9 protein-coding genes are annotated in these 12,810 nt (G+C 57.1%); 4 read left to right on the forward strand and 5 right to left on the reverse strand.

The annotated features are described in order from the left end of the window. Positions 1 to 7: 7 nt before the first annotated feature. The 4 genes from C1N56_RS04940 to C1N56_RS04955 form a co-directional block, all read right to left on the reverse strand. Positions 8 to 1,429: a hypothetical protein gene (locus tag C1N56_RS04940; protein ID WP_394517194.1), complete on the reverse strand. Its 1,422-nt coding sequence runs from the start codon at positions 1,427 to 1,429 to the stop codon at positions 8 to 10. Continuing rightward, entirely contained in the window at positions 1,426 to 2,337 is a 912-nt protein-coding gene (locus tag C1N56_RS04945) for a glycosyltransferase family 2 protein (protein ID WP_260640763.1), read from the reverse strand. The genes C1N56_RS04940 and C1N56_RS04945 overlap by 4 nt, the downstream gene beginning before the upstream one ends. Then, positions 2,334 to 2,696: a GtrA family protein gene (locus tag C1N56_RS04950; protein WP_031279382.1), complete on the reverse strand. Its 363-nt coding sequence runs from the start codon at positions 2,694 to 2,696 to the stop codon at positions 2,334 to 2,336. Before C1N56_RS04950 ends, C1N56_RS04945 begins: the two co-directional genes overlap by 4 nt. 182 nt (positions 2,697 to 2,878) lie before the next feature. Further along, positions 2,879 to 3,718, reverse strand: a complete 840-nt coding sequence (locus C1N56_RS04955; RefSeq protein ID WP_021506531.1) for a MurR/RpiR family transcriptional regulator — start codon at positions 3,716 to 3,718, stop codon at positions 2,879 to 2,881. 216 nt (positions 3,719 to 3,934) lie between these two features. On the opposite strand from C1N56_RS04955, the gene yfhb reads away from it, so the two are divergent. Further along, a complete protein-coding gene (gene yfhb / locus C1N56_RS04960) occupies positions 3,935 to 4,573 on the forward strand; it encodes a phosphatidylglycerophosphatase C (RefSeq protein WP_010618503.1) in 639 nt (212 codons plus the stop codon). Positions 4,574 to 4,630: 57 nt separating this feature from the next. After that, positions 4,631 to 5,125: a tRNA adenosine(34) deaminase TadA gene (tadA, locus tag C1N56_RS04965; RefSeq protein WP_241798360.1), complete on the forward strand. Its 495-nt coding sequence runs from the start codon at positions 4,631 to 4,633 to the stop codon at positions 5,123 to 5,125. On the opposite strand, the gene mltF is transcribed toward tadA, so the two are convergent. Next, entirely contained in the window at positions 5,122 to 6,579 is a 1,458-nt protein-coding gene (gene mltF, locus C1N56_RS04970) for a membrane-bound lytic murein transglycosylase MltF (RefSeq protein ID WP_021506534.1), read from the reverse strand. The two genes, tadA and mltF, sit on opposite strands and share 4 nt — an antisense overlap. Before the next feature lie 270 nt (positions 6,580 to 6,849). Here mltF and purL point away from each other — a divergent pair, with 270 nt between their 5' ends. Continuing rightward, positions 6,850 to 10,740: a phosphoribosylformylglycinamidine synthase gene (purL, locus tag C1N56_RS04975; RefSeq protein ID WP_394517195.1), complete on the forward strand. Its 3,891-nt coding sequence runs from the start codon at positions 6,850 to 6,852 to the stop codon at positions 10,738 to 10,740. A 641-nt stretch (positions 10,741 to 11,381) separates the two neighbouring features. Further along, positions 11,382 to 12,809 carry a sensor histidine kinase gene (locus C1N56_RS04980; RefSeq protein ID WP_275028227.1) on the forward strand — a complete coding sequence of 476 codons (1,428 nt, stop codon included), beginning with the start codon at positions 11,382 to 11,384 and terminating at the stop codon, positions 12,807 to 12,809. Position 12,810 lies beyond the last annotated feature (1 nt).

Here is a 12,810-nt window from a genome sequence, read left to right on the forward strand (position 1 = left end):
CTGGCCTTTATTTTACCGGTGCCAGCACGTGGGTGGCATCCAGCGTCAGACAGTCGCCTGGACATTGATCGCTGCCGTAGATAACGGGCGCTTTTGGCAAGGAAAACTTCATCGCGTGCTCTTTTTTAATCGCGTCGGCCATACCGGCAAAGGTCCATGGCATACCCAGCGAAAGCGAACCGAACTCATCGTATTTTTTGGATTTTGCGACAGCAGGTAAGTTGTCGCTATCGATACGATAATAAAGCTGGCCAGAGTATTCTGCAGGCACGTTCTCTATGATTGCGTTGCTTAACAACTGATACTCGCGCTGCTGAGGCGTAGAGAAGCCTTTCTGAATATTCAGCATGCAAGAGAGCACCGCAATAACAAGGCAAACGATACTGGCAGACGTGGTTATCTTCAGCTTATTAAAGATCACGAATAAGCCAGCAATGAAGGCTGAGGTAGTGATTAACGACAGCGCGATAACCGTGCGATAGGCTGCCCAATCTTCACTCACCAAAAGATTAGGAATGCCCGCCGCGACCAGGAAAAACAGGAACAGAAAAGCTTTACGCGGTTTGAAATCGGGTGCCTTCACAATGCCCACGATGATCAGGGAGCAGGAGATGATAATGCTGACAATCGAGCGCCCGGTATCAAAGTTGCACAGCGCATTTCTGAGCGGCTCAGCGATAAACCAGGTGATTTTTTTCAGCGGCGCTAAGGTGATATTGGTTCTGGCCAGTACTTCATTAAACAGCACGAGCGGCAGAACTTTCGCCAGTACCAGCGCCATCACCATGCCAAATCCCAGCATCAACATCAGCTTGATCACCGCGCTACGCTGATAATTATTCCGGGTCATGCCCAGATCGAGCAGGGCAAAGAATAAGAAGCTCATGGCTGCGGGTTGGTAAATCGCAAAGGAAAGCGTCAGGCAAATAGCCGACAGTAGCACCCGGCCCAGGCCTTTGTTTTCCGCCAGCGTTGAATAACTGATGCCCGCCAGCAGCACGGACAGGACATAAGGAAAGCAGACTGTCCAGCCGACAAAAACCTGAAATGAGGGCAGCAAACAAATCAACGTGGCAAACGTCAGACGCTGGACCGCGCTGGCGAAAATGCTGCGACGCTCAAGGAAACGGATGATGTAACCGCCCAGTAAAATCAGGCTTAATAATGAGAGTACACGAAGCCAGGTCAAATCCTGCACGTCATCGATCAGGAAAGCGAAGAAGTAACGGATAGCACCATAAAAAGGTCGGCCCGATAAGATATCCCATTTGAAAATACTGAATGCATCGGTAGTGGATGCGTATAAATAGAACCAGTCGTCGGAAAATCCGTATGTTGATAAATAAACCGGGCTATAACCGATGAGTAAAGCGACGGCCAGTATCAGATACATGGTGGAGGGATGACGCTCAAAAACTGTTTTTTTCATTTCCTGCTCTTAATCACGTAGCGTGGTCTTTGTTTGGACTCAATGTAGATTCGGCCAATATATTCGCCCAGAACACCGATGCCGATAAGTTGCACTCCACCCAAAAACAGAATGGAAACCAGCAACGAAGGGTAACCCGCCACCGGATTGCCCCAGAGCAGTTTATCGATGATCATCCAGAATCCATAAAGAAAGGAGAGTAACGCGACGCTACCGCCGATGTAACTCCAGATGCGCAAGGGGAAGGTTGAAAAACTGGTTAATCCTTCTAATGCCAGATTCCATAATTTCCAGCCATTAAATTTCGACATCCCTGTGACGCGTTCAGCCCGATCATATTCCACAATCGCTGTTTTACCGCCAACCCAGGATAAAATGCCCTTCATGAACAGATTTCTTTCCGGCAGGCTTTTTATATGTTCTACCGTCTCGCGCGACAGCAGACGAAAATCGCCAACGTTTTCCTCTATTTTCGGCGAGCTGATTTGGTTGTGAAAGTGATAAAACCACTCGGCTGTTTTACGTTTGACATGCCCATCGGCGCTGCGATCTTTCCGTTTAGCCAGAACCACATCGGCACCCGCTTGCCAGCGTTCAACCAGTTGATGGATAACGGCGATGGGATCCTGCAGATCAACATCAATCGGGATAACCGCGTCACCGGTGGCATGCTCTAGTCCGGCAAACAACGCGGGTTCTTTGCCGAAATTGCGGGTAAATGACAGCGCAATGACCAGCGGATCAGAGATGGCCAGAGCATTGATGATGTTTTCGCTGCCATCGCTACTGCCGTCATTGATAAAAACAATTTCCACCTGATAGCCGGCTAATTCATGACGAACCGCCTGATAAAAGAGCGGAATGGTTTCCTCTTCATTGAAGACGGGCACGACGAGAGACAATTTCATTTTACTTCCCTGAAAACGATGTAATTAGAGTAGATGAAGCCGCAACCCAGGCTAATAAAGGAAAAGAGTATCAGGGTAATCACCGGGGAAAGCGTGCAGGCGTCGGCCATCCAGCCAACCAGCGCCGCCATGCCTCCCATAAAGCTGACATAAAGCAGGTAACGCAAGGGCGTGGCTGCAGAAGAGAAGGTCCAGCGGGCATTAGCAAAAAAAGAAAACGTCACCGCAACGCAGAATGCACCAAAGTTTGCCATAGCCTGGCCTGACTCGAACAGCTTGAGAATAAGCGCAAACACCGTCCAGTGAATCGCGGTGTTGATAACGCCAATTCCTGCATAACGGGAAATAAGTTTCAGCATGACGAGAGAGATGAGTAAATTTGCCCTGATCATATACATCGGAAATTATCCTGCAAGCCCGATGCTGAAAATGCGTTTAATCGGGCCGAAACAAGGATAACGACAGGCAACAAAAGCATTGCCCCGCCCGATGATCAATTTCGGGCTAAGGCAGGGTGGGGAATACCCTGATCATGGGGCAATCAGACCAGCTTTTTCACTAGCTCCTCGCTGTGACGAATATGGCTGGAGGCGCGTTCCGGATCGTTCTGCACCAGCGCCATAAACAGCAGATCGGTCAGCGCCAGCTGGGCGCTGGTGGAGGAGATGGCCGCGCTGCGCGTGCTCTGCTCCTCGGCGACGGTGTACAGGCAGACCGTCGCGCACTGCTGCAGCGAATTCGGGGTAAAGCCGGTGAACGCCAGCACATCGGCGCCAATGGCTGCGGCTTCCTGTGCCGCGAGGTTGATCTCGCGACGTTCGCCGGTGTAGGAGATTGCCAGCAGCACATCGCCGGGTGCCATCGCCTGAACGCTGGCCAGCAGCGCGTGCATGTCCTGCTCGGCGACGGCGTTGATGCCAATCTTCATCAGCTTCCACGAAAAATCTTTCGCCACCAGCCCGGAAGCGCCAATGCCGACCAGCAGAATGCGGTTGGCGTTTTTCAGCAGCTGCAGCGTTTCCGTGAGTTTCTCTTCGCTGTTGATATCCAGCGTGGCGCGAATCGCCGAAATTTTTTCCGTCAGCAGCTTTTCGCCGACAACTTTAAGCGGATCGTCACTCAGAATGTGGTTGTGCACGGTGATGGCATCGCGGTCGGCCAGCGACTCACTCAGCGCCAGCTTCAGCGCCGGAAAGCCTTTGTAACCCAGTTTCTGGGCGAACTTCACCACGCTCGACTGGCTGACGCCTGACTCTTCCGCCAGTTTTTGTGAACTCAGATGCCGTGCCCGATCAGGCTGCGACAGTAAAAAATCCGCCAGCCGACGCTCGTTCAGCGCCAGGCGTGGGTAGAGCTGGCGAATTCGCAGCAATGAACTCATGTCCGATCCTTAATCCATAGTCCCGCACACAGCTTAGCCGCTCGCGGAAGGAAATGTCTGGCCAGGAATGTCAGATGACATCGCGCCGACGCAGAGAATAAACTATTCAAATGGCATTGTAGCCACTGGAATTAAAAATGACAGCTTTCGCCCCGGCGCGCGATGCTGGCTACACTGTAGAGCAGGTATCGCCGCGTTTAGAAAAAGGAGTCGGGTTTGACAAAGGGTTCGCATCGCCGCGTGGTATTTTTTGACCTGGACGGCACGCTGCATCAGCAGGACATGTTTGGCACATTTATGCGTTATCTGCTGCGCCGCCAGCCGCTCAATCTGGTGCTGGTGGTGCCGCTGCTGCCGGTCATCGGCATGGGTATGCTGATAAAGGGCCGCGCCGCGCGCTGGCCGATGAGCCTGTTGCTGTGGGCTATCACCTTTGGCCATCGTGAGGCCACGCTGCGCCAGCGTGAGGCCGAATTTGCCCGCTGGTTTCGCGAGCGCGTTACCGCGTTTCCGGTGGTGCAGCAGCGGCTGACTGACTACCTCAGCAGTGAAGACGCCGATGTCTGGCTGATTACCGGCTCGCCGCAGTCGCTGGTGGAGCAGGTCTATTTTGATTCCGCGTTTCTGCCGCGGGTGAAACTGATCGCCAGCCAGATGAAACCGGGCCGTGGCGGTCGGGTATTAGCCATGCGCTGTCTTGGCCATGAAAAAGTGGCGCAGCTCGAGGAAAAAATCGGTACGCCGCTGCAGCTGTACAGCGGCTACAGCGACAGCAAGCAGGATAATCCGCTGCTGTTTTTCTGCCAGCACCGCTGGCGCGTGACGCCGCGCGGTGAACTGCAACAGCTGGAGTGAATCGCAGCTGGATTCCGTCTATAATGCGCCGCCTTGTTAATCCGCAGGAGTTGCCCGTTGAACCCACAAACTGATGAATACTGGATGCGCCACGCGCTTGAACTGGCGCGGCGTGCGTGGGAGCAGGGCGAAGTGCCGGTCGGTGCGGTGCTGGTGCAGGGTGACCGAGTGATTGGCGAGGGCTGGAACCGGCCGATTAGCCAGTGCGATCCGACCGCGCATGCCGAGATTATGGCGCTGCGTCAGGGCGGAAAAGTGATTGATAACTACCGGCTGCTCGACACCACCTTATACGTGACGCTGGAGCCGTGCGTGATGTGTGCCGGTGCCATGGTGCACAGCCGGATTACCCGTCTGGTCTATGGCGCGAAGGATGAGAAAACCGGTGCCGCCGGTTCGCTGCTGGATGTGATCGGCCATCCGGGCATGAATCATCAGATAGAGATTGCGCATGGCGTGCTGGCCGAGGAGTGCGCCATGCTGCTGAGCGACTTTTTCCGCATGCGGCGCGAACAGAAACGTGCGCAGCGGCAGGCGCTGCGCGCCGATTAGTTCATCGCAATCTTCGGTTCGACAGCCGGATAACCGGCACCGAGTTCCGCTTCCAGCGCCGATTGCTGCGCCAGCCGTTTCTCCTGCTCCTGCAGATAGCCTACCAGGCTGATCTGATACTTACGGATGTTCTCAACGTAGTTATAAGCTTCGTGGCCGCGCGCATAGCCATAAGTGGTCTGCGCGTAATAGCGCTTCTGGCTCAGCATCGGCAGGCGCAGCTTAACGTCGGCCCAGCTGTCCGGATTGCCACCCTGTTTGAGGGTCAGCCGGCGTGCATCCAGCATATGTGCGTAGCCCATGTTATAGGCCGCCAGCGCAAACCAGATGCGTTCATCTTCCGGAATGGTCTCCGGCACTTTTTCCATCATGCGCCGCAGGTATTCGCTGCCGCCGCGAATGCTCTGTTCCGGATCGAGACGATCGTTCACGTCGAGGCTGTCAGCGGTATTGCGCGTCAGCATCATCATGCCGCGCACGCCGGTGGGCGAGGTCGCCTGCGGATTCCAGTGCGACTCCTGATAGGAAATCGCCGCCAGCAGGCGCCAGTCGATACTGGACGCGTACTTCTCAAACAGCGGCTTGATATCCGGCAGCGTGTTATCAATCGCCCGCAGGAAGGTGCGGGTATCGACATAATCAAAGGTGCCGACGTGGCCGAGATACTTCTCTTCCAGCCGCGCCATAGTGCCTTCTTCCCCCATCTGACTGTAGAAGTCGAGCATGGCGGCGTTCAGGCTATCGTCATCGTTACGTGGCAGATACCAGGTCACCGGCTCTTCATCGGTAATATCAAACGCCACCGCCAGCTGTGGATGGATACGCTGCAGCAGGCCGATGGTCACCGAATCTCCCACGGTATAGTCGAGCTTGCCGTCGGCAACCGCTTCCAGCAGCGCTTTCTGGCCCATATCGGTGGAAATGGCCCAGTCGAGATCGGGATAGCTGTCCGCTTTGGCGGAACGTAACGTTGACAGATAGGCCGAACCGGACTGCACAATCAGCCGGCCTTTCAGATCACCAAGGTTTTTGGGCCGCGGCTTGTCGATGCGATACACCAGCTGCTGCGACACGGAATAGTAGCTCGGGCCACTCTGATAACGGCTGAGGCGCTCGCTGTTGTAGATCAGCCCGGCGGCCAGCAGGTCGGCTTTGCCGTCGTCAAGATCGTCAAACAGGTCGCCGAGGTTGGGCCGCACCGTGACTTCCAGCTTCACGCCAAGATAATCGGCGAAACGCTTCGCCAGCTCGTAGTCCATACCGGCTGGTGCATTATTGATGGTGTAGTAAGTCAGCGGCGAGTTGACAGTACTGATGCGCAACACTCCCCGCGATTTGATCTGTGATAACGCGTCTTTTCCGCCCCCGTACCAGGGGATGGACGGCCACAGCGCCAGCGCAAGCAGCACGGTGATCAGACCGATAAACAGATAATTTAATTTCAGTCGTTTCAAATAGTTGTCTCGTAATGGCTCACAGGCCTCTGTCTTTTAAAGGCAGTATTTATGTTGTTTTGCACTCCCAGAGCGAGGGGCATTTTGCGCAACAAAGCGCAGCAGGGCAACTTATATAGCAAGATTTGCGCAAAATTCAGGCAAATCCTGAGGCTCAGTTTTTCTGCGCAAACGGTTTCGTAACCCGTGCCATTTCTCTATAATACCGCCCGTTTTCCCTGTTGCGCCCCATGAAGCGTCGCCCGGCGCTTCGAAGACGAGAGATCTTTAATGATGGAAATTCTGCGTGGTTCGCCCGCTCTGTCGGCATTTCGTGTAAACAAACTGCTGACCCGCTTTCAGGACGCTCATCTGCCGGTGAGTGATATTTACGCCGAGTACGTCCATTTCGCCGATGTCAGCGCACCGCTCAGCGCGGAACAGCAAGCCCGCCTGCAGCGTCTGCTGAAATACGGTCCTTCTCTCGCCGAACATGCGCCACAAGGGCGTCTGTTGCTGGTGACGCCGCGTCCCGGCACCATTTCTCCCTGGTCATCGAAAGCCACCGATATCGCCCACAACTGCGACCTGCCACAGGTATTGCGCCTGGAGCGCGGTCTGGCCTTCTATGTACAGGCACCGCAGCTGACTGACGCGCAGTGGCAGCAGCTGGCCAGCCTGCTGCACGACCGCATGATGGAAACCGTGTTCACGGAGCTCAGCGCGGCAGAACAGCTGTTCGCGCATCATGAGCCGCAGCCGCTGAAAAGCGTAGACGTGCTGGGCGGAGGGCGCGAGGCGCTGGAACAGGCTAACCGCACGCTCGGCCTGGCGCTGGCCGATGACGAAATTGATTACCTGCTCGATGCCTTCACCAGACTGGGCCGCAATCCGAACGACATCGAGCTCTATATGTTCGCTCAGGCGAACTCCGAGCACTGTCGTCACAAGATTTTTAACGCCGACTGGATTATCGACGGCGAAAAACAGCCGAAGTCGCTGTTTAAAATGATTAAAAACACCTTTGAGCAGCATCCGGAACACGTCCTGTCGGCGTATAAAGACAATGCCGCGGTGATGGAAGGCTCCGAGGTCGGGCGTTTCTACGCGGATGCGCAGCAGGGTGAATATGAGTTCCATCAGGAAGCCGCGCATATCCTGATGAAGGTGGAAACCCACAACCACCCGACGGCCATTTCGCCATGGCCGGGCGCCGCCACCGGTTCCGGCGGGGAAATCCGTGACGAAGGTGCCACCGGACGCGGCGCGAAGCCGAAAGCGGGTCTGGTCGGCTTCTCGGTTTCCAACCTGCGTATTCCCGGCTTTGAACAGCCGTGGGAAGAGGATTTCGGCAAGCCGGATCGCATTGTTACCGCGCTGGATATCATGACCGAAGGCCCGTTAGGCGGCGCCGCGTTTAACAACGAATTTGGTCGCCCGGCGCTGAACGGCTATTTCCGTACTTATGAAGAGCAGGTCAACAGCCACAACGGCGTTGAGCTGCGCGGCTATCACAAGCCGATCATGCTGGCCGGCGGCATTGGTAACATCCGCGCCGATCACGTGCAGAAGGGTGAGATCGTGGTTGGCGCGAAGCTGATCGTGCTGGGTGGTCCGGCGATGAATATCGGCCTTGGCGGCGGTGCGGCGTCCTCGATGGCGTCCGGCCAGTCGGATGCCGATCTCGACTTCGCCTCGGTGCAGCGTGACAACCCGGAGATGGAGCGTCGCTGTCAGGAAGTGATTGACCGCTGCTGGCAGCTGGGCGAAGCCAACCCGATTCTGTTTATCCACGACGTCGGTGCCGGTGGCCTGTCTAACGCCATGCCGGAGCTGGTGAGCGACGGTGGCCGCGGCGGCAACTTCAACCTGCGCGACATCCTCAGCGATGAACCAGGCATGAGCCCGCTGGAAGTGTGGTGTAACGAGTCACAAGAGCGTTATGTGCTGGCGGTTGCGCCGGACAAACTGGCGCTGTTCGATGAGCTGTGCCAGCGCGAACGTGCGCCGTATGCGGTGATTGGTGAAGCGACCGAAGAGCAGCATCTGAACCTTGCCGACAGCCATTTCGAAAACAAACCGATCGACATGCCGCTCGACGTGCTGCTGGGTAAAACGCCAAAAATGACGCGCGACGTGGCCAGCCAGCAGGCGAAAGGTGATGCGCTGGTGCGGGACGGCATTACCATTGCCGATGCGGTAAACCGCGTGCTGCACCTGCCAACCGTGGCGGAAAAAACCTTCCTGGTGACCATCGGTGACCGCAGCGTAACCGGCATGGTGGCGCGCGATCAGATGGTCGGGCCGTGGCAGATCCCGGTGGCGAACTGCGCCGTGACCACCGCCAGCCTCGACAGCTACCACGGTGAAGCGTTTGCCATGGGCGAACGTGCGCCGGTAGCGCTGCTGGATTTCGCTGCGTCTGGCCGCCTGGCGGTGGGCGAAGCGCTGACCAACCTGGCCGCGACCGCGATCGGTTCGCTGAAGCGCGTGAAGCTGTCGGCAAACTGGATGGCTGCAGCCGGTCACCCGGGCGAAGACGCAGGCCTGTACGCCGCGGTGAAAGCGGTGGGCGAAGAGCTGTGCCCGGCGCTTGGGATCACCATTCCGGTGGGTAAAGACTCCATGTCGATGAAAACCCGCTGGCAGCAGGGCACTGAACAGCGCGAAATGACTTCGCCGCTGTCGCTGGTCATTACGGCTTTTGCACGCGTTGAAGATGTGCGTCGCACCGTGACGCCACAGCTGCAGCCGGAAGGCGACAACCTGCTGCTGCTGGTGGACCTCGGCAACGGTGCTAACACCCTCGGCGCCACGGCGCTGTCACAGGTGTATCGCCAGCTGGGCGACAAACCGGCCGACGTACGCGATGCCGCGCAGCTGGCCGGCTTCTTCAATGCGATTCAGACGCTGGTCAGCGAGCAGAAACTGCTGGCTTACCACGACCGCTCGGATGGCGGTCTGCTGGTCACGCTGGCTGAGATGGCCTTCACCGGCCACTGCGGTATTGAGGCGGATATCGCCGCGCTGGGCAGCGATGCGCTGGCAGCACTGTTTACGGAAGAGTTGGGCGCAGTACTGCAGATTAACGCTGCCGACCGCGCGGCCGTGGAAAAAGTATTTGCCGATCACGGTCTGAGCAGCAATGTTCACGTCATCGGTAAAGCGCTGCCGGGCGACCGTTTTGTTATCCGCTCCGGCGACAGCGCGGTGTACAGCGAAAGCCGTACCACCCTGCGTACCTGGTGGGCTGAAACCACCTGGCAGATGCAGCGCCTGCGTGATAACCCGGCCTGTGCCGATCAGGAACATGAAGCGAAGAAAGACGATAACGATCCTGGCCTGAACGTGCTGCTGACCTTCCGTCCGGAAGAGGATGTGGCGGCACCGATGATCGCCACTGGCGCGCGTCCGCGCGTTGCCGTGCTGCGCGAGCAGGGCGTGAACTCGCACGTTGAGATGGCCGCTGCCTTCCACCGCGCAGGCTTTACCGCGGTTGACGTGCACATGAGCGATCTGCTGGCGGGCCGTCGTGGTCTGGAGGAGTTCCACGCGCTGGTCGCCTGTGGCGGCTTCTCCTACGGCGACGTGCTGGGTGCGGGCGAAGGCTGGGCGAAATCGATTCTGTTCAACAGCCGCGTGCGTGACGAGTTTGAAAACTTCTTCCATCGTCCGCAGACGCTGGCGCTGGGCGTGTGTAACGGCTGCCAGATGATGTCGAACCTGCGCGAACTGATTCCGGGCAGCGAGCTGTGGCCGCGCTTTGTGCGTAACCAGTCCGAGCGCTTTGAAGCACGCTTCAGCCTGGTGGAAGTGGCCGCCAGCCCGTCACTGCTGCTGGACGGCATGGTCGGTTCTCGCATGCCGATTGCCGTCTCGCACGGTGAAGGTTTTGTTGAAGTGCGTGACGGTGCGCATCTGGCTGAGCTGGAAGCGAAAGGGCTGGTGGCGCTGCGCTTCGTCGATAACTTCGGTAAAGTCACCGAGACCTATCCGGCGAACCCGAACGGCTCACCAAACGGTATCACCGCCGTGACCAACGAAAGCGGGCGCGTCACTATCATGATGCCGCATCCGGAGCGCGTGTTCCGCACCGTCAGCAATTCGTGGCATCCGGCGGAGTGGGGCGAAGACAGCCCGTGGATGCGCATTTTCCGCAACGCGCGCAAGCAGCTGGGTTAAACCTGAATCCTGTCTCTTACCGGTGCTCATTCACGGGCACCGTGCAAAGGCCGCTCAACGCGGCCTTTTTTATTTTTTTTCGCGTGGGCACCGCTGTCGATCCGCTGTGATTCCCTGACATCTGTGGCATGTCGGAAAATGACGACAATCCCATGACTGAATTGTCGCTAAAAGGTGACATTTAAATCGTTGTTTTTTATAGGCGCAAAGTTAGTGCGTTAAAGCCGTTGCTAATCGGCGACACTTTTTCCAGACCAGCCGGTCCGAAAGCGTCGTTAATTCCCTCTCTGAGCTGGCAGTGTGCTGATTAACAAGGCTATTTATTTTCTGGCACGATAGTTGCTATACTCATTACGTTGCTCATTCTCCTGTCTATGATTGCCCCGCACTGCGGTTGAGCTCATAAAATATCGAATGACGCACCAAACGGAGCCTGCCGTCCACCCAACCGATAATCGCTTGCTTTGCAACGTTATCAAGCACCGGACGCAACGTTGAGTTAGGCTCCACCTATTTTGCAGGCGATGCTGCGGCGTCGCTCTCACGGCAGGCCAAAAGGCCTGCCGTTTTCGTTTTCAGCCTTTCTAACCTTGCCGGACTTCGCTAGCATGCCTGCAACTCACCTCAAAGGAAGCGCGGTTGTGAAGAGATGGCGTCTGTTTCCCCGATCCCTGCGGCAACTGGTATTAATGGCCTTTCTGCTGGTGCTGCTGCCGCTGCTGGTGCTGGCATGGCAGGCGTGGGAAAGTCTGTCAGCGCTGAGTAATCAGGCGGCGGACACTAACCGCAACACCTTCACCGACGTGCGTCGCAGCGAGGCGATGGCGCGTACGGCGCTGGAGCTGGAGCGTAGCTATCGCCAGTATTGCGTGCTGGGCGATGCCAGTCTGGCACGCCTGTATCAAACGCAGTGGAGCCGCTATGGCCAGATGCTCAGCAGCCATGCCGCCAGCCTGCCCGATTTGCCAACGTTCAAAATATTGCAGAGCGCGCTGCCGCAGCTGGAAAAGCTGCAGTGTGATAACGGCAATCTGCTGGCACCGGCGGCAAGCGCGCTGGAGGCATTCTCCGCCGCCAACACCCGCATGGTGCAGGCCACGCGTGAAGTGGTATTTTCACGCGGCCTGCAGCTGCAGCGCGAAATTGCCGATCGCGGCCAGTTTTTTGGCTGGCAGGCGCTGATACTGTTTTTGATCAGTCTGGTGCTGGTGCTGCTGTTCACCGGCATGATTATCGGCCCGGTTAAGCGCGTCGAACGCATGATTAACCGGCTGGGCGAGGGCAAAACGCTGGGCAATAGCGTCAGCTTTCGCGGGCCGCGCGAAATTCGCTCGCTGGGACAGCGCATTGTCTGGCTCAGCGAACGTCTTAGCTGGCTGGAAGCGCAGCGGCATGAGTTTCTGCGCCATTTGTCGCACGAACTCAAAACGCCGCTGGCCAGCCTGCGCGAAGGCACCGAACTGCTGGCCGACCAGGTTGCCGGCCCGCTCAATGCGGAGCAGCAGGAAGTTGTCGCCATTCTCGATACCAGCAGCCGTCATCTGCAGCGGCTGATTGAACAGCTGCTCGACTACAATCGCCGGCTGGCGGAGAGTCCGCTGCGGCTGGAACCGGTGGCTATCGACGCTATCATTGATAGCGTCGTCAGGGTGCACTCACTGCCCGCCAGCGCGCGCCAGATGCACACGCATATCGATCTGCAGGCCCGCTATTGTCTGGCGGAACCGACGCTGTTGCAGCGGGTGATTGATAACCTCTACTCGAACGCCGTGAACTACGGTAGCGAATCCGGTAACATCTGGCTGCAGAGCCAGCAGAAGGGCAACCAGGTGTGGATTGAGGTGGCCAACACCGGCACGCCGATTCCGGCTGAAGAGCAGGCGATGATCTTTGAGCCCTTTTATCAGGGGAGCCAGCAGCGCAAAGGGCCGGTAAAAGGCAGCGGGCTGGGATTAAGCATCGCCAAAGATTGCCTGCGCAGGATGCAGGGTGATTTGCAGTTGGTCACGCGCACGGACGCGGACGTCTGTTTTCGTATCATTTTGACTACCAGCGCCGGGAATGCCTGAT

This window comes from Pantoea sp. SGAir0175 (genome assembly GCF_043547855.1).